At 61.0% G+C, this 18,192-nt stretch carries 16 protein-coding genes; 9 read left to right on the forward strand and 7 right to left on the reverse strand.

What is annotated here, in order from left to right; all coding sequences use genetic code 11:
* Window positions 1–22: 22 nt before the first annotated feature.
* From lptB to lptC, 3 genes are read right to left on the reverse strand one after another with little or no spacing between them, the layout of a single operon-like run.
* The gene (gene lptB / locus PY649_RS09145) at window positions 23–811 is read right to left on the reverse strand and encodes an LPS export ABC transporter ATP-binding protein (RefSeq protein WP_285868168.1); all 789 of its coding nucleotides are present in this window, start codon (window positions 809–811) and stop codon (window positions 23–25) included.
* Between the two features lie 37 nt (window positions 812–848).
* Complete coding sequence (locus PY649_RS09150) at window positions 849–1,511, reverse strand: LptA/OstA family protein (RefSeq protein WP_285867980.1); 663 nt, start codon at window positions 1,509–1,511, stop codon at window positions 849–851.
* Window positions 1,508–2,194: an LPS export ABC transporter periplasmic protein LptC gene (gene lptC / locus PY649_RS09155; protein WP_285867981.1), complete on the reverse strand. Its 687-nt coding sequence runs from the start codon at window positions 2,192–2,194 to the stop codon at window positions 1,508–1,510. Before lptC ends, PY649_RS09150 begins: the two co-directional genes overlap by 4 nt.
* 318 nt (window positions 2,195–2,512) lie before the next feature.
* On the opposite strand from lptC, the gene sppA reads away from it, so the two are divergent.
* From sppA to PY649_RS09170, 3 genes are all read left to right on the forward strand, one after another.
* On the forward strand, window positions 2,513–3,463 hold the full coding sequence (gene sppA / locus PY649_RS09160) for a signal peptide peptidase SppA (protein WP_285867982.1): 951 nt from the start codon (window positions 2,513–2,515) through the stop codon (window positions 3,461–3,463).
* Window positions 3,464–3,489: 26 nt separating this feature from the next.
* The gene (locus PY649_RS09165; protein ID WP_285867983.1) at window positions 3,490–3,795 is read left to right on the forward strand and encodes an integration host factor subunit beta; all 306 of its coding nucleotides are present in this window, start codon (window positions 3,490–3,492) and stop codon (window positions 3,793–3,795) included.
* Between the two features lie 155 nt (window positions 3,796–3,950).
* Complete coding sequence (locus PY649_RS09170) at window positions 3,951–4,283, forward strand: LapA family protein (RefSeq protein ID WP_285867984.1); 333 nt, start codon at window positions 3,951–3,953, stop codon at window positions 4,281–4,283.
* Window positions 4,284–4,311: 28 nt separating this feature from the next.
* On the opposite strand, the gene PY649_RS09175 is transcribed toward PY649_RS09170, so the two are convergent.
* Both PY649_RS09175 and PY649_RS09180 read right to left on the reverse strand, forming a co-directional pair.
* A complete protein-coding gene (locus tag PY649_RS09175) occupies window positions 4,312–4,761 on the reverse strand; it encodes a GNAT family N-acetyltransferase (protein WP_285867985.1) in 450 nt (149 codons plus the stop codon).
* Between the two features lie 36 nt (window positions 4,762–4,797).
* Entirely contained in the window at window positions 4,798–5,250 is a 453-nt protein-coding gene (locus PY649_RS09180) for an SRPBCC family protein (RefSeq protein WP_285867986.1), read from the reverse strand.
* Window positions 5,251–5,364: 114 nt separating this feature from the next.
* Between PY649_RS09180 and PY649_RS09185 the strand changes: the two genes are divergently transcribed.
* The 5 genes from PY649_RS09185 to olsB all read left to right on the forward strand — a co-directional run bounded on the left by PY649_RS09185 (window position 5,365) and on the right by olsB (window position 11,349).
* Entirely contained in the window at window positions 5,365–6,519 is a 1,155-nt protein-coding gene (locus tag PY649_RS09185; protein ID WP_285868169.1) for a class I SAM-dependent methyltransferase, read from the forward strand.
* Window positions 6,516–7,376: a TrmH family RNA methyltransferase gene (locus PY649_RS09190; RefSeq protein ID WP_285867987.1), complete on the forward strand. Its 861-nt coding sequence runs from the start codon at window positions 6,516–6,518 to the stop codon at window positions 7,374–7,376. Before PY649_RS09185 ends, PY649_RS09190 begins: the two co-directional genes overlap by 4 nt.
* A gap of 11 nt (window positions 7,377–7,387) precedes the next feature.
* Window positions 7,388–7,891 (forward strand): signal peptidase II, encoded by a 504-nt coding sequence (lspA, locus tag PY649_RS09195; RefSeq protein WP_285868171.1) that lies wholly within the window; start codon window positions 7,388–7,390, stop codon window positions 7,889–7,891.
* 55 nt (window positions 7,892–7,946) lie between these two features.
* On the forward strand, window positions 7,947–10,238 hold the full coding sequence (locus PY649_RS09200; protein ID WP_285867988.1) for a hybrid sensor histidine kinase/response regulator: 2,292 nt from the start codon (window positions 7,947–7,949) through the stop codon (window positions 10,236–10,238).
* A gap of 232 nt (window positions 10,239–10,470) precedes the next feature.
* Window positions 10,471–11,349, forward strand: coding sequence for a l-ornithine N(alpha)-acyltransferase (gene olsB / locus PY649_RS09205; protein WP_432761340.1), 879 nt, complete (start codon window positions 10,471–10,473; stop codon window positions 11,347–11,349).
* Between the two features lie 34 nt (window positions 11,350–11,383).
* Here the strand turns inward: olsB and PY649_RS09210 are convergent, their stop codons facing one another.
* Window positions 11,384–12,793, reverse strand: a complete 1,410-nt coding sequence (locus PY649_RS09210) for an adenylate/guanylate cyclase domain-containing protein (protein ID WP_285867989.1) — start codon at window positions 12,791–12,793, stop codon at window positions 11,384–11,386.
* Between the two features lie 239 nt (window positions 12,794–13,032).
* Complete coding sequence (locus PY649_RS09215; protein WP_285867990.1) at window positions 13,033–15,321, reverse strand: NADP-dependent malic enzyme; 2,289 nt, start codon at window positions 15,319–15,321, stop codon at window positions 13,033–13,035.
* A gap of 197 nt (window positions 15,322–15,518) precedes the next feature.
* Here PY649_RS09215 and mutS point away from each other — a divergent pair, with 197 nt between their 5' ends.
* A complete protein-coding gene (gene mutS, locus PY649_RS09220) occupies window positions 15,519–18,176 on the forward strand; it encodes a DNA mismatch repair protein MutS (RefSeq protein WP_285868173.1) in 2,658 nt (885 codons plus the stop codon).
* Window positions 18,177–18,192 lie beyond the last annotated feature (16 nt).

The raw sequence follows: 18,192 nt of genomic DNA on the forward strand, positions 1-18,192 counted from the left end.
GCCGCCGTTCAACCTAAGCTCATCAAAGGCTGAAATTGTCGCCGAGATAGAGTTTGCGCACTTCCGGATTGCTGACGATGTCGTTGGCCCTGCCGTGGGTCAGGACTTCGCCGGCATGGATGATATAGGCCCGGTCGATCAGACCAAGCGTCTCACGGACGTTATGGTCGGTGATCAGCACGCCGATGCCGCGGGCCGTCAGATGATGCACGAGGTTTTGGATATCGGCGACCGAGATCGGGTCGACGCCGGCAAAGGGTTCGTCGAGCAGCATGAAGGTCGGATCGGTAGCCAAGGCGCGGGCGATTTCCAGACGTCGCCGCTCGCCGCCCGAAAGAGCGATCGCCGGCACCGTGCGCAGATTGCGGATGTGGAATTCTTCCAGCAGTTCGTCGATCTTCCGCTCTCGCTTGTTCTTGTCCTTTTCGTGGACTTCAAGCACGGCGCGGATGTTCTCCTCCACCGTCAGACCACGGAAGATCGAAGCTTCCTGCGGCAGATAACCGACCCCAAGACGAGCGCGACGATACATCGGCATCGACGTGACATTGTTGCCGTCGATCTCGATCGTGCCTTCATCGACCGGCACCAGCCCGGTGATCATGTAGAAGCAGGTCGTCTTGCCCGCGCCGTTCGGCCCAAGCAGGCCCACAGCCTCGCCACGCCGCACGACAAGCGAGACGCCGTTGACGACGCGCCGTGTGCGGTAGGTCTTGGTGAGGCCACGCGCGATCAGGGTGCCCTGATAGCGCGCTTTGTCCGCCGTCGGCGTGCCGGATGTCGCAGGGGGCGATCCCGGCGTGCCGGGCAAGGTGGGTGTGGTCGATATCGTCACGAGGAGACCGGGATCAGTTCTTTTTTTGCTGTTGCTGTTGCACTTGCTGCGACTTCGGATCGAGCTGAATCTGGACGCGGCCCCCGCAGGCATCCAGTTGCGCCTCGCCCGTAGCCATATGCACGGTAAGCTTACAGCCGGTAAACACGTTCGGCCCGTCCGTCAGCACGACTTTCTGGCCGTTCAGAATGGCGAGCTGGTTGGCCATGTCGAAAGAGCCGTCATCAGCCGTTGCCGTCTGCGTGCCGGAGACTAGGTAGACCTTGTCGGTGACCAGAATGTGATCGATGTCGGCATCGCCGGAGACCAGCGACTGGTTCTGCTGCTTGGCAGCATTTGCGACCGGATTATCGGTTGTCGACTTGGCGTTGGCGTCGGCAGGCTGCTTTTTCTTGTAGAAAACAGTCATCTTGCCGGCCTGCATCGTCGTGGTGCCCTGGACGACCTTGACGTTGCCGGTGAATACCGCCTGGCTTTGCGCATCGTGGATTTCCAGCTTGTCGCTTTCGATCTGGATCGGCTGATCCTTGGAAAGCTTCAAGCCGGGCATATTGCTCGTCGTCGCCTGGGCGCCGGCCTCAGTTGCCACAAAAATTGCAAGTGCGCTAAGCGCGCAGAAAAGGCCTGCCTTGCGCAGACCAGAATTGAAAAGGGAATGTCGCCAATCGTTTGTCATGAACCGCCCGGCTGTTGCTCGCTAGCTGAATTGTGGAGTGCGGCTGGCTCGATATGCATCTGAACCTGGCCGTCGAATTCGATTACGCTTCCCTTATCCGTCATCTTGAGCGACTCTGCAACAACCGACATGCCTCCGCGGTATATTGCAACCTGATCCTGACTGGAGAGGTCGCCCTTCTTCACATCGAGGAACGCGGTCTTGAATTCGGCACGCAAGCCGTTGTCCATCAGGATGGTAAAGGGCGCGGTCAGCTTCAGCGTGTCGCCCTGCCGGTCGAAATCCGCGCTCTGGGCCGTCACATGCGCAATCACCTGGTTGTTGACCGGCATCGAGGCCTTGATGGTCTTGAGCGTGATCATATTGGGATTCTTGATGTCCTGCAGCGCCTTTTCTGCGAGCAGTGAATAGTTGATGCCGTCCTTGTTGCGGCCTGCGATGGCCGGACGCTCCATCACCACCTTGCCGTCCTCGATCTTCGCGCCCTCGATCTGAATGTTCTCCGGCAGATATGCGCGCACGACTGACACCGCGATGAAGATCAGCGAGATGATCAACGCAGCCACCGGAAGCAGGATCCTCAGTCTTCTGACGCGCGCAGAATGAAAGATCGCGTCCTTATACGCATTTCTTCCCAGGTCGGCGCTGATCGGCTGGCCGGAGGTCTCGAGTGTATTGAGCATGCAACAGGTCCGTCTTCTCTGTTCCGGAAAAACACGTTCGAGTCATGCACAGACTGTGCCAACAAGCCTGCCAGATCGTTTCGCATTATTGCATTGGCTTGCCAATATGGATTTTTTGTCTGCGACAAGCAATTTTAGCAAAAAAATATAATGCGTGGCCGTTTCGCCCGATCGAGTGTCGCCCTATCTGACGAAACGCCGGCAGCATAATCCTGAAAAATTAGGGTGGATTTTTGCTAAGGATTATGCCCGTTTCAAGGTGTTGTATATCCGGTTCGTCGTGTATCCGATTTATGACTAGGGGAGAGATAAGGCGTCATGGACAGTTCTGCAATCGCAGATCGGCGGCAATTGCGCCGCAAGCTTGGCTTCTGGCGCGTCATCGCGGTTCTTCTCCTGGTGGCGCTTGGCTTTGCGCTCTTCCGTTTCGTCGCGGGTGATCTGCTACGCGGACCGCAGATCGCGCGCGTCGAGGTCAGCGGGCTTATCCTGGACGACAAAGAGCTTTTGGAGCGGCTGAAGAGGATTCAGGACAACGATCAGGTCAAGGCGCTGATCGTGTCGATTTCATCGACCGGCGGCACCACCTATGGCGGTGAACGCATCTTCAAGGCCATTCGCGCCGTTGCCGCGAAGAAGCCCGTCGTCTCCGATATCCGCACCGTGGCCGCGTCTGCGGGCTATATGATCGCCACGGCCGGTGATGACATCGTTGCCGGCGACACCTCGATCACCGGATCGATCGGTGTCATCTTTCAGTATCCGCAGGCGAAGGACCTGCTCGACAAGCTTGGCGTGTCGTTGGAAGACATCAAATCGGCACCGCTGAAGGCGGAGCCGTCGCCTTTCCATCCGGCGAGTGAGGAAGCCAAGAGCATGATCCGCAACATGGTCATGGACAGCTATGCCTGGTTCGTCGATCTCGTCGCCGACCGCCGCAAATTGCCGCGGGAGGACGTGCTGAAGCTCGCAGACGGCAGCATCTTCACGGGCCGGCAGGCATTGCAGAACAAGCTGATCGACACGATCGGCGGCGAGGACGAAATTCGCGCTTATCTCGCTACGCGCAAGGTCAAAAAGGACTTGCCGATCGTCGACTGGAAGGCGGAGGACAAAACCTCATTCTTCTCATGGTCGGGCGCCGCTTCCCGGTTGCTAAATCTCTTCGGTTATGATGATTTTATGAAGGGAGAGGATCTCCAGAAATTTATGACCGAGAAGTTGTTTCTTGACGGCCTGCTTTCTGTTTGGCAGGGTGCAGCCAATTGATAAATCAATGATTTAAGGGGGCAACCGTGATTAAGTCGGAATTGGTGCAGATTGTTGCGGCACGTAACCCGCATCTCTACCACCGGGACGTCGAAAATATCGTCAACGCTGTCCTCGACGAGATCACAGATGCGCTTGCTGGCGGAAATCGGGTGGAATTGCGCGGTTTCGGCGCTTTTTCCGTCAAAAACAGGCCCTCGCGCTCCGGTCGCAACCCGCGTACGGGCGATACGGTGTTCGTCGAAGAAAAATGGGTTCCCTTCTTCAAGACGGGCAAAGAGCTGCGCGAGCGCCTCAATCCCGGCGCCGGCGACGAAGAAGACGACAATTAACAGTCGTTTTTGACCGATACTCCTTGCGAATGTCCCCGGTGGACATGATTGTGCCGCGACCGGATGGCACTTGAACTCGGCCCGGTCTTTCTTATTCTGCGGCTATAGGCGTCAGGGGTGCATGGCACGGATGCGCCTGGACAAAGGAGCGCTCAATGGCCAAGAAGATCATCAACCTGCTGATATTGCTGCCGCTCGGTATCATCCTCATCGTCTTCTGCGTGGCCAACCGGCAGTCCGTCACGCTCGCGCTCAATCCGTTCAGACCCGAAGATCAGGTGCTGTCGCTGAACGCGCCGCTGTTCGTGCTGCTGTTTGTAGCGCTCATCATCGGCATGCTGGTCGGCGCAGCCGTCACCTGGTTCAATCAGGGCAAACACCGCAAGCTCGCCCGCGCCCAATCACGCGAAGCCGTCCGCTGGCAGGCGGAAGCCGACAAGCATCGCAGCCGCGCTGAACAGATCGCCGGCCAGCTTCCGTCTAAGTGACTGGAGCGTGGGCGCTCATTTGAACGCTCTATTCGCCGCTGAGCCGCATGTCCTTGTAATCGCCCTCCGGCGATGAACCGTCGCCGATGATCCTGAAACCGAGCGTGCGGTAAAAGGCGATCGCCCGCGTATTCTTCACCAGGCATTTCAGCCGGTAGCGCCGCTTGGGCCATTCCGGCAGCGCGGCGAGGAGCGCCTTGCCGGCGCCACAGCCCTGAAATTCGGGCAGGATATAGAGCATATGGATGAAATCATCCGGCTCCCACAGCGTCAGAAAGCCGGCGATGGTCGCGTTCCGGTCCTCGCAGACGAAGATGCGCTCGCCCTGCGTATGAATAACGAAATCCGTAGCGTGAAATTCGCCCGGATCGACCCAGAGAAAGGTGAGGCGGCGCACGCGGAGATAAATATCGGCGAGAACATCCATGTCCCGCTCGCATGCCGGCCGGATGGTCCAAAGATCTGATTTCGACGTCATGATCGGCCTATATGGGGCGTCAGGTGACGATCGCAATCAGGCGCTAGCTTGGCCGTTGAGGGCCGAGGTGAAATCCGCGAAGAACTGCTGAGCCAGTTTCTTGGCGCTGGAATCGACCAGCCGCGACCCGAGCTGGGCGATCTTGCCGCCGACCTGGGCCTTGGCCTCATAGCGCAGGATCGTCTCGCCGCCTTCCTCTTCCAGGGTGACATCGGCCCCGCCCTTGGCAAAGCCGGCAATACCGCCCTTTCCTTCGCCGGAGATCGTATAGCTCTCCGGCGCGTTGATATTGGACAGCGTCACCTCACCGTTGAAGGAAGCGGAGACCGGGCCGATCTTCAATTTCACCGTTGCCGTGAGTTCGGTCGGTGAGATCTTTTCCAGGCTCTGACAGCCGGGGATGCACTGCTTGAGGATATCGGGGTCGTTCAACGCGGCCCATACGACGTCCCTCGGCGCGGCAATCCGTTCTTCACCGGTCATATCCATGGCAATCCTCCCGATCTGGCATCTTGTCCGGGGATAATCGCAGATCGGAAAGCGCTTTGCCAAGTGGCAGCCAGGTGCTATTTGCACGCACATATCAATTTTGAGACAAGCATGGTGAAACAGAAGGAACGCCGACCCGGTTCGAAAACCGCGGGCGGCCCCGGCGCAAAGCCACAAAGGGATGTCAGGCGTGACGCGCCCCTCAAGACCGGCAAGCCACCGGCAAAGCCCGCACGGGATACCGGCCCGAGGACCGCGCCGGCCGCGCGCGACCGCAACGACCGGACGGCGGAGCCGCGGGCTGCTGCCTCGGTTTCGGCAACGCCCGAACGCCCGTTGATCGTGCGAAGCGGCGAGCGTCCGGCTGAGCGCGTGCCTGTTATCCTCGAATCCTTGGGTGCTGGCGATTTTCACCTGATCGATAGCGGCAACGGGTTGAAGTTCGAGCAATACGGCCCCTATCGCATCGTCAGACCGGAGGCGCAGGCGCTGTGGCAGCCCTCGCTCGCCGCCCAAGTCTGGGACAATGCCGATGCGATCTTCACCGGCGATACCGATGAGGACGGCATGGGCCGCTGGCGGTTTCCACGCGAAGCGCTGGGCGAGACCTGGCCGCTGCAATTGCTCGGCATCGATTTCCTCGGCCGCTTCACCGCCTTCCGCCATGTCGGCGTGTTCCCGGAGCAGATCGTCCACTGGGCCTGGATGAAGGAGCAGGTCGAAGCCGCAAAACGGCCGCTGAAGGTGCTGAACCTCTTCGGCTATACCGGTGTCGCCTCGCTTGTGGCCGCCGCTGCTGGCGCCGAGGTGACCCATGTCGACGCCTCGAAGAAGGCGATCGGCTGGGCGCGGGAAAACCAGTCGCTCGGCCGCATGGAAAAGCTGCCGATCCGCTGGATCTGCGAAGACGCCATGAAATTCATCCTGCGCGAAGAACGGCGCGGCAGCAAATACGACATCATCCTGACCGACCCGCCGAAATTCGGACGCGGCCCGAACGGTGAGGTCTGGCATCTCTTCGAACATCTGCCGTCGATGCTCGACATCTGCCGCGAGATCCTGTCGCCCAAGGCGCTTGGTCTGGTCCTGACAGCCTATTCGATCCGTGCCAGCTTCTATTCGATCCATGAGCTGATGCGCGAAACCATGCGTGGCGCCGGTGGCGCCGTCGAATCCGGCGAGCTGGTCATCCGCGAGGCGGGCTTTGACGGCAAAACGCGGGGCCGGGCGCTCTCCACATCCCTCTTCAGTCGTTGGGTGCCGAAATGAACCACGATTTCCGCAATGACGGCCCTCGCAAGGTCGGACATGTCAAGGAGGTCACCTCGCTTGCCAATCCGATCATCAAGGACATCAAGGCGCTCACCAACAAGAAGTCGCGCGAGGAGAGCGGCGCTTTCCTGGCGGAAGGCCTGAAGCTGGTCATCGACGCCCTGGAGCTCGGCTGGACCATTCGCACGCTGGTCTATGCCAAGGCCGCCAAGGGCAAGCCGCTAGTCGAGCAGGTGGCTGCCAAGACCGTCGCTGCCGGCGGGCTCGTGCTCGAAGTCAGTGAGAAGGTCATTGCCTCGATCACCCGCCGCGATAATCCGCAGATGGTGGTCGGCATATTCGATCAGCGCTGGCGGCCGCTCCGGGACGTCAAGCCGAAGGCCGGCGAGACCTGGGTGGCGCTCGACCGCGTGCGTGATCCCGGCAATCTCGGCACCATCATCCGCACTTCGGATGCCGCAGGCGCCTCTGGCGTCATCCTCGTTGGCGAGACGACGGACCCCTTTTCGTTGGAAACGGTCAGGGCGACCATGGGTTCGGTCTTCGCCGTTCCCGTCGTCAAGGCGACTCCGGAGGAATTTCTGGCCTGGAAGAAGACTGCGGGCGTTTCCGTCGTCGCCACTCATCTGGCTGGCGCCGTCGACTACCGCACGATCGATTACAAGAAAAAGCCCGTCGTGCTGCTGATGGGCAACGAACAGTCCGGCTTGCCGGACGCCTTGGCGAAGGAGGCCGATGCGCTTGCCCGCATTCCGCAGGCCGGCCGCGCCGACAGCCTCAACCTGGCGGTGGCGACTGCAGTGATGCTGTTCGAAGCCCGCCGTCATCTTCTGACCCTCAGTGAGACGCGATGACCGACAGTGAGATGAACGAACAGACGCCCGCAAAACCCGCGCTGTTTTCCCGGCCCTTGCCGATCCTGATTTTCATCGTGGCCGCTGTCGTCCTTGACCAGGTCGTGAAGATCATGGTCGATAATTGGCTGCCCTTGCAGGAGATGGTGCCGGTGATTCCAATGCTGGCGCTCTATCGCACCTATAATCTCGGTGTCGCCTTCTCGATGCTGTCGGGCATGGACGGCTGGTTCATCGTCGGCATGCGGCTCGTCATCGTCGTTTTCGTGCTCTGGCTCTGGCGGCGTACGCCCAATCATCGCTGGCTCGCTCATCTGGGCTTTGCGTTGATTATCGCTGGCGCGCTCGGCAACCTGATCGACCGGTTCCTCTATGGCCACGTGATCGACTATATTCTGTTCCACACGCAGACGTGGTCGTTCGCCGTCTTCAATCTTGCCGACAGCTTTATCACCGTAGGCGCCGGTTGCGTCATTCTGGACGAGCTGCTTCTGCCGAAAAAGGCGAAAGCGTAAAATTCTACCGAATCCCTGAAGGCATCGGGAAGAGTGCCCATGTTAGCAAGCCTATATGAGCACTCTGGCAAACCTGCAGGAAAAGCTTGTCGCCGCCATTGCCGACGACCACACCGAGCCGCGCGAACGGCCGGCCAAAGACGCGCCTCTCATAGCCGTTGATCCGATTGTTATTTCGCCGGCTAATATGCTGACTGCATCAGAATCCGCGCTTCCTCAATGGCTGCAACGCCATTGGCTGAACGGCGGCGGCTTGGTCGCCGGCGTGGCGCTCATGTCGGTCGGCTATGCAGGTGGCCCGCTGGCGCTCGCCGCGCTGCTTGGCCTGATAGCCCTGACGATCGTTATTGCCGGTATCGTCCGCAGGCGGAATGCTGCCCGCAAGATCTTGACGGATGCGCTGTCGCTGAGCGAACACGAGCATGATCGTCTCTGGGAAAGCAACGAAAGCACAAGTCTGCTCGCCACCATCCACGATGCGCTTGGCGATATCACGGTGACGCGTGACATCGAACGCCGCATCGTCCACGCCAACGCCACCTTCCGCAAACTGACCGGCAAAGCGAACCCGGAAGGCCTGACGCTGGAAGAGGCGGGGCTTGTCTTCCGCGCCGCGACAGCTTCTCAGCGTCAGGACGCCGAGATTTCCACGGCGGAAGGCCCTCGCATTTTCGCGTGGCACGATGTCATGTTCCGCGACCCCGCCACTGGACAGTTGAAAATCCAGAGCGTCGCCCGCGACGTGACCGAGGAGCGGCAGGCCGCTCGCCTTCGCGAGGAGGCACGGCTGAAGGCGGAATATAACAGCGCCGCCAAATCGCGGCTGCTCGCCACCGTCAGCCACGAGGTTCGTACGCCGCTGTCGGGCATTCTCGGCATGAACCATTTGCTCGCCCAGACGCCGCTGACGCCGGAGCAGGCTAACTACCTGACCGGCATCCGCCAGTCCGGCAATGCCCTCGCGCAACTCGTCGAAGACCTGCTAGATTTCTCGACGATCGAAGTCGGCCGCTTCCAGCTCCGCCCGCGCATGGAACATCTGCGGCCGCTGCTGGAAGGCGTCGTCGAGATGCTCGCGCATCGCGCCCATGAAAAAGGCATCGAGATCGCCGCGACCGTTGCGGCAGACGTTCCCGAAACCATGGAGTTCGATCCCGCCCGGCTGCGCCAGGTATTGTTCAATGTGATCGGCAATGCGGTGAAATTTACGCAGAGCGGCGGCGTCCTGATCCGCGCCGGTCTCGATGGCGATAATTTGGTGATATCGGTGCGAGATAGCGGCCCGGGAATGACCGAAGAAGAGCAGGCTCGTATCTTCGGCGAGTTCGAACAGGCCGGCAATGTACTGGACAGAAGTGCCGGCACCGGCCTGGGGCTCGCGATCTCCGCCCGCATCCTGCGCGAGTTCGGCGGCGCATTGAGCGTCGCCAGCGAGCGAGGCAAGGGCAGCGAGTTCACAATCCGCTTTCCCGTTTCCATCATCGCCGGAGAAAACGAGCAGGGCAGGCGCAGTGACCTGCTCGAAGCGTCCCACGTCTTGCTATTGGCGCCAGAAGGGGCCGCAAGCACCGCAATCGCCGAGACTATCCGCACACTTGGCGGCCGCTGCCGCCTGATCGGTCCCGGCGATGTGAAAAATCTGGTTCATTCCGCCGCCCGCGGTGAAGACAGGCCGCTGACGGACCTCATCGTCGATCATCGCATGGCGCCCTGGTATTTCCGGGAGGGAGCCGAACTGGCCGCCTCCGGCCTCAGAAAAATCTTTCTGGTCAATCCCGAGGAGCGCAACACCCATCCGCTCGATCTTTTCGATGCCTGGCTGATTCGGCCCCTGCGCGAACAATCGCTGATCGATGTGCTGAGCGGCCGCATGCGCGGCATGGAGAAGCGTGATGTGTTGATCGACAGCCCACCCGAATTCGGTCTTGTAACGCCGGAAGCGACGGATACCACCCTCAATGTCCTGCTCGGGGAAGATGATCCCGTCAATGCCATGCTGGTGCGCGCCATGCTCGCCAAGGCCGGCCACAGGGTTCGCCTTGTCGAGGATTTCGGCGGCCTGCTCGCCCGCGCTGAAAATAGCGAGAATCGTCCGGATGTCGTTGTCACCGATCTCACCATGCCCGGCGGCGAGGGGGCGGCAATGCTCGCCCAACTGAGGGCGCTGGAGCGCCGATACGGCCTTTCGCCCCTGCCTGTGATCGTGCTGACCGCCGACAGCCGTGACGCTATCCGCCGCCAGGCCCTGCTGGCCGGAGCCGATGCCGTGATCGTAAAGCCGGTCGATCCGGGGCGACTGATTGCCGAGGTCCAAGGCCTGTCGAAGCAGGCTCTCGGACGTGCTTAGGGCAAATAATCGGCCTTCGAATCACTGTTTCGTATCGTTTATTTGCCCGACGGCGGTCTTGTCCGGAAGCAGCCGCGCACTTTTTGAACGCACCCCCTGGAACCCCAGGACTTCGCTCCGGTATGACATTTGAAACAGGCACGGTTCTTGCTTTTCGCAAAGCACCATGTCACTTTCCTGTCGCACGAATTTGCTTTATGGCGCTATATCAACCCGCACGGGGGGAATCGCCATGTCCATCGAAATTTTGAATCGCGAAGCTCAGGGCGAAATGGTTCAGTCTTCACAGGCAACGGTTACGCCGGTTGCCAGCGATGTGTTCGGACGCATCGGAAATCTAGAAACGCGCCTTGCTCGCACGGCGCGCGAGATCGATTCGGCTCAGGCCGTGCGCTATCGCGTGTTTGTCGAGGAGATGAACGCCCAACTGCCGGCCGACGCAATGCGCCGCCAACGCGATGTCGATAGCTGGGACGCGATCTGCGATCATCTCTTGGTGCTCGACCGCTCGCTGGAAGGTGATTCGGAAGATCAGATCGTCGGCACCTATCGCTTGCTGCGTCAGGACGTGGCGATGGCAAATGGCGGATTCTATTCTTCTTCGGAATTCGACATTGACGCCCTGCTCGCCCGTCACCCCGACAAGCGTTTCATGGAACTTGGCCGCTCCTGCGTACTGCCGGAATACCGCACCAAGCGCACGGTCGAACTGCTGTGGCAGGGCAATTGGGCCTATTCGCTGAAGCACGGCATGAACGCCATGTTCGGCTGCGCCTCATTCCCCGGCATTCGCCCGGAACAACATGCGCTGGCTCTGTCCTTCCTCTACCATAACGTTAGTGCGAAGGACGAATGGGCTGTTGGCGCGCTACCCTCGCTCGCCCGCACCATGGACCTGATGCCGGTCGAAGCCGTCAATTCCAAGAAGGCGCTGATGGCACTGCCGCCGCTGATCAAGGGCTATCTTCGCCTTGGCGCGATGGTCGGCTCCACCGCCGTCGTCGATCATGCCTTCAACACGACAGACGTCTTGATCGTCCTGCCGATCGCCAGCATTTCGGACCGCTACGTCAACTATTACGGCGCCGACGCCGGTCGGTTCGCGAGCTGATCGTCGCGGACAGGACTGGCCAGGCAACGGACCATCAGGGAATCGCAAAAATATCGATCTCATCGGTAATGCCGCGGAGCGAGACGTGATGCGATTGTGGCTTCAGGCCGCGTGTCGTCAGAAATTTCGCCGCACTGGGGTTGTCGAGTACGGAGCCGGTGGCGAATATTTCGTGCGAAGTAGCGAGATGCTGCACGCGAGAGGCGATGTTGACGGTCTGTCCGAAGTAGTCCTGCCGCTCATTCAGGCTGACCGCGATGCACGGTCCCTCGTGGATGCCGATCTTTAGAAGAAGATCGTCGTTACCGCGCTCCTTGTTGAGGCTGAGCATTGCTTCGCGCATCCGTGTTGCTGCGACCAATGCCCGGTCCGGAGTTGGGAACGTCGCCATGACCGCATCGCCGATGGTTTTGACGACAGCACCGGCCTCGGCGCCGACGATCTCTTGCAGGATGCTGAAATGCGTCCTGACCAGATCGAAAGCGGCAAGGTCGCCGACCCTTTCGTATAGGGCGGTCGATCCGCGCAAATCCGTAAAAAGAAAGGTGAGGCTGGTGATCTTTAGCCGCTGGTCCACGTCGATCGTGTCGGTGCGGTGGATGTCGCGGAAGGTTTGGTTGGAGAGCAGTCGCTTGGCAGTCAGGAATGGACGTCGCTTGCCCAGCAGGCCGTGAAGGACGTCGTTGGCCACGCAGATGGATGGCAATGTGCGGACGTCCGTATGATTTTCCATCTGAATGCGCAAAGGGCCCGGTCGCAGGGTGATGGCCTCGCTGTGCCGATGCACGCGATCGAACACGAGTGAGAGGGTCTGCCGTTCCTTCGACGGTTCGCCTTTCACGTCAACGAATTGTGCAGCGTGCGTGACCGGCTCGAAGATGATGACGTATTCCGCTGGCAACTGAAGCGATACTACCGCTTTTTCTCCCGCAGGCAGCTCCAGCGCCTCCAGAATGAATTGGTCGACCGTCTCCTCGTAACCCGCATCGGGAAGATCGACGCCCGAGCCCCAATAGATCTGGCGAAAATATTCGAGCGGCGACAATTCATGCGGATTGTGAGCCTCGATGTGGCGTGCGCGGGCGCTGACGGTGAAGGTGACTTCGACCATCTCATCGAGGGTCGGCTCATAACCGGCGGCACAGAGCGCGCAACTATAACTGTCGCTCTGAACTGTCTTCAGCGAGGTGTTGGCATCCAGCACCCCACCGCAGCCGGGGCAAAGAACATTCCAGGATATCTCGAAGAGGCCGAGGCGAGATGCATGCAGGAAAGCGTTGATGGTCTGCTCTTCATCGAAGCCGTGGTCGGCTGCAAAGGCAAGCGCGTTCACGCGGTTGAGCTTGCGGTCGGGTGCGTCAAGGACGAGCCGCTCGATAGCATCCACAATATCTGGCCGCGCTGAATGGCGCAGCACTGCGAATAGGGGCTGGGCTTCACTCATTGGCGCATCTTACACCAAATCGAAACCGCAGCCATTGTCTTCTTCGAGCCTCTGCATGCAGCCGAGGTTGTAGGGGCGCCCCTCACCCTTCCCTCTCGGGGAGGGTGGTTTCAGTGGGTGCGGCAAGCTTTCGCGTTATCCAATGCGATGCTTGAGCAAGAATTAGCGGCAGAACTCGATCTCACCGTCTACCCTCGGAGAGAGGCCAGGGTGAGGGGCTCTAGCAAAAGTGACCGCTTTTAAGACCCCGCCCCATAGGCGGCAATTGCCGCCATGTTGACGATGTCGGAATCCTTGGCCCCCATCGAGGTGATCTGCACCGGCTTGTCGAGGCCGATGAGAAGCGGACCGATAACGGTGGAACCGCCGAGTTCCTGCAGCATCTTCGTGGAGATCGAGGCCGAGTGGAAGGCCGGCATCACAAGCACGTTGGCAGGACCGGAGAGGCGCGAGAAGGGATACTGGGTCTCGATGATCTTGCGATTCAGCGCCACGTCGGCGGCCATTTCGCCGTCGAATTCGAAATTGACATAGCGCTTGTCGAGAATGTTCACCGCTTCGCGCACCCGTTCGGAGCGTTCGCCCGGAGGATGGCCGAAGGTGGAGTAGGCTAGCATGGCGACGCGTGGCTCATAGCCCATGCGCCGTGCGAAGCCGGCGGCCTCCTCGGCTATATCGGCCAGTTCCTCAGACGTCGGCATGTCATGCACAGCAGTGTCGGCGACGATGACGGTACGGCCGCGGGCAAGCACCAACGAGGCGCCGATAACCCGGTGTCCCGGCTTGGCGTCGATGCAACGGCGCACGTCGCCGAGCGCGGTCGAATAGTTGCGGGTCACGCCCGTCACCATGCCATCGGCGTCGCCGAGCGCTACCATGCATGCGGCGAAATGGTTGCGGTCGTTGTGGATCAGGCGCGTCACATCGCGGTGCAGGTAGCCTTTGCGCTGCAGCCGGGCATAGAGATAATCGATATAGGCCTCTACACGCTTGGAAATGCGGGCGTTGACGATCTCGAGGCCTGGCCGGTTGAGGTCGATCCCAGCGCGTTCGGCGGTGGCGTGGAGCAGATCCTCGCGGCCGAGCAGGATAGCGGTGCCGAGCCCTTGGTTGGCATAGGACAAAGCGGCGCGCATGACCTGCTCTTCCTCGGCCTCGGCGAACACGATGCGCTTTGGATGCCGGCGCACGCGCTCGTAGAGCTGCGCCAGCGTCGAAGCGATCGGGTCGCGTCGGGCAGAGAGTTCGCGAGCATAGGCAGCCATGTCCGGTATTGCCCGGCGAGCGACACCGCTCTCGATCGCGGCTTGCGCGACGGCGACCGGGATCGCCGAAATCAGGCGCGGATCAAAGGGCACGGGGATGATGTATTGCGCCCCGAAACGTGGTCTCGCGCCCTGATAGGCGGCGACCACATCATCCGGCACATCTTCACGTGCCAGGTTCGCCAGGGCCTTCACGGCGGCGATCTTCATCTCATCGTTGATCGTCGAAGCGCGCACATCGAGCGCACCGCGGAAGATGTAGGGGAAGCCGAGGACGTTGTTGACCTGGTTCGGATAGTCGGAGCGCCCGGTCGCCATGATGGCGTCGTCGCGGATGCGGGCGACTTCCTCCGGCGTGATTTCCGGATCGGGATTGGCCATTGCGAAGATGATCGGCCTGTCGGCCATGGAGCGGATCATCTCGGCGGAAAAGGCACCCTTCTGCGACAGGCCGAAAACCACATCGGCGCCTTTCATCGCATCCGCCAGCGTACGGTTGTCGGTTTTTACCGCATGCGCCGATTTCCACTGGTTCATGCCTTCGCTGCGGCCCTGGTAGATCACGCCCTTGGTGTCGCAGAGCACGATGTTGTCAGGGTTGAAGCCCATCGCCTTGATCAGTTCGACGCAGGCAATCGCGGCAGCACCCGCGCCGTTGCAGACGAGCTTGGTGGTCTTGAGGTCGCGGCCGGTCAGCTCCAGGGCGTTGATCAGGCCGGCGGCGGCGATGATCGCGGTGCCGTGCTGGTCGTCGTGGAAGACGGGGATATCCATCAGCTCGCGCAGGCGCTGCTCGATGATGAAACAGTCCGGCGCCTTGATGTCCTCGAGATTGATGCCGCCGAAGGAAGGCCCGAGGTAGCGGACGCAGTTGATGAACTCGTCGACATTTTCGGTGTCGATCTCGAGGTCGATCGAATCGACATCAGCAAAGCGCTTGAAGAGAACGGCCTTGCCTTCCATGACCGGCTTGGAGGCCAGTGCTCCGAGATTGCCGAGGCCGAGAATGGCCGTGCCGTTGGAGATGACGGCTACCATGTTGCCGCGAGACGTATAGTCATAAGCCGTGCCCGGGTCGGCGGCGATCGCCTTCACCGGTACGGCGACGCCGGGCGAATAGGCTAGCGAAAGATCGCGCTGGGTCGCCATCGGTTTGGTCGGATTGATTTCAATTTTACCGGGGCGGCCCTGCTTGTGAAAGTCGAGCGCTTCCTGATCGGTGACCCCCGTTCCCGGACGCGGCATGCTGCTGGTGTCAGACATATATCCTCCAAACCTCCTGTGGGCGACCGGTCCCTCTTGCCCGATAGCTGTTGTCTTCTATAGCGGCGCGCGGGTAGGGTGGCACCTCATTTTTTGGGAAAAACTGCACCTCCGTGAACGAACGAATAATTGCCAGCATCGATGCTTTCTCGGCCGCCGAGCTTGCCTCGGAGGAAAGCCGTGCCTCGGCCACGCCGATGATGGAGCAATATATCGAGATCAAGGCGAACAATCCCGGTTCGCTGCTGTTCTATCGCATGGGCGATTTCTACGAACTGTTCTTCGAGGATGCCGTCGATGCGTCGCGCGCACTCGGCATCACGCTCACCAAACGCGGTCAGCATATGGGGCAGGATATTCCGATGTGCGGCGTGCCGGTGCATGCCGCTGACGACTATCTGCAGAAGCTGATTTCGCTGGGTTTTCGTGTCGCCGTTTGCGAACAGGTGGAGGACCCGGCAGAGGCGAAGAAGCGCGGCGGCAAGTCGGTGGTCCGGCGCGATGTCGTTCGCCTGGTGACGCCGGGCACGATCACCGAGGAAAAGCTGCTGTCGCCCTCGGAATCCAACTATCTGATGGCGCTCGCCCGCATTCGCGGCGGCTCGGCGCCGCAACTGGCGCTCGCCTGGATCGATATTTCGACCGGCGTTTTCCGGCTGGCGGAAACCGAAGTCTCCCGGCTGCTCGCCGATATACTGCGCATCGATCCGCGCGAACTGATCCTGCCGGACACCATGTTCCACGATCCCGAGCTGAAGCCGGTCTTCGACATACTCGGCCGCACGGCAGTGCCGCAGCCGGCCGTCCTCTTCGACAGCGCCAGCGCCGAAGGCCGCATTACCAGATATTTCGGTGTTTCGACGCTGGATGGTTTCGGCTCTTTTACCCGCGCCGAGCTTGCCGCCGCGGCGGCCGCCACCGCCTATGTCGAAAAGACCCAGATCTCCGAGCGGCCGCCGCTCGGGCTGCCGGAGCGCGAAAGCGGCGCATCGACGCTATTCATCGATCCCGCCACCCGCGCCAATCTCGAACTGGTGCGCACGCTTTCCGGCGACCGTAACGGCTCGCTCTTGAAAGCGATCGACCGTACTGTGACTGGTGGCGGTGCGCGTCTGCTTGCCGAACGCCTGATGTCGCCGCTGACCGATCCTGCGCGCATCAACGAACGGTTGGATTCAATCGGCTTCCTTGCCGAAGAGCCCTCGCTTTGCAACGATCTCAGGACAGCGCTGAAACATGTGCCGGACATGCCTCGTGCGCTGTCGCGCCTGGCGCTCGACCGTGGTGGCCCGCGCGATCTCTGGGCGATCCGTCAGGGGCTCGGCGCGGCTGCCGGTGTTGCCGATCTGCTTGGCGCCGCACTGCTGCCCGAGGAGCTGAAAGCAGCACTTGCCGGGCTCCGTGCATTGCCCGCCGATCTCGAAGCGCTGCTTGCCGGCATGCTTTCCGATGAATTGCCGCTCTTGAAGCGCGATGGCGGGTTCCTGCGGGAAGGGGCGAATGCCGAGCTCGACGAAGTCCGTGCGCTGCGCGACCAGTCACGTCGCGTCATCGCCGGACTGCAGCTGCAATATGCCGACGAAACCGGCATCAAATCGCTGAAGATCAAGCACAACAACGTGCTCGGCTACTTTATCGAGGTCACGGCCGGCAATGCCGGTCCGATGACCGATACTGCCGAGGCGAAGGCACGCTTCATCCATCGCCAGACCATGGCTAACGCCATGCGCTTCACCACGACCGAGCTTGCCGATCTCGAAAGCCGCATCGCCAACGCAGCGGACAAGGCGCTGGCGATCGAGCTGGAAGCCTTCGACCGCATGGTCGCGGCCGTTGTGGCCGAGGCCGAGGCGATCAAGGCGGGCGCGCGGGCACTATCGGTGATCGACGTCGCGGCCGGGCTGGCCTTGCTTGCCGAAGAACAGGGCTATTGCCGGCCGGTAGTCGACGACTCCAGGATGTTTGCGATCGGCGGTGGCCGCCATCCTGTGGTCGAGCAGGCACTGCGCCGCCAGGCGGGCGGTCCCTTCGTCGCCAATAATTGCGACCTGTCGCCGACGGCGGATGGCAAGGACGGCGCGATCTGGCTGCTGACCGGGCCGAATATGGGCGGTAAATCGACTTTTCTGCGCCAAAACGCGCTGATTGCCATCCTCGCGCAGATGGGGTCCTTCGTACCAGCGACTTCTGCCCATATCGGTATTGTCGACCGGCTGTTCTCGCGCGTCGGTGCCTCGGACGATTTGGCGCGTGGCCGCTCCACGTTCATGGTCGAGATGGTCGAGACGGCGGCGATCCTCAACCAGGCGACCGCCCGGTCGCTGGTCATCCTCGATGAAATTGGCCGTGGCACCGCGACGTTCGACGGTCTCTCCATCGCCTGGGCGGCGGTCGAGCATTTGCACGAGGCCAATCGATGCCGGGGTCTCTTTGCCACCCACTTTCACGAGCTGACGGTGTTGTCGGAAAAGCTCGGCCGGCTCTCGAATGCCACGATGCGCGTCAAGGAATGGGACGGCGACGTGATCTTCCTGCACGAGGTCGGGCCGGGTGCTGCCGACCGTTCCTATGGCATCCAGGTGGCGCGGCTCGCCGGTCTGCCGGCTTCGGTGGTGGCGCGCGCCCGCGACGTTCTGACGCGTCTGGAGGATGCCGACCGCAAGAATCCCGCGAGCCAGCTGATCGACGACCTGCCACTTTTCCAGGTCGCGGTCCGCCGTGAGGAGGCGGCCGGCCGGCGAGGGCCGTCCAAGGTCGAGGAGGCGCTGAAGGCGCTCGATCTTGACGATCTGACGCCGCGCGCCGCACTCGATGCGCTTTACGAACTGAAAAAGACCCTGACCAAGGCCGGCTGACAACAGGCGATTTCCA

The organism is Rhizobium mayense, assembly GCF_030272705.1.
Taxonomy (GTDB): domain Bacteria; phylum Pseudomonadota; class Alphaproteobacteria; order Rhizobiales; family Rhizobiaceae; genus Rhizobium; species Rhizobium mayense.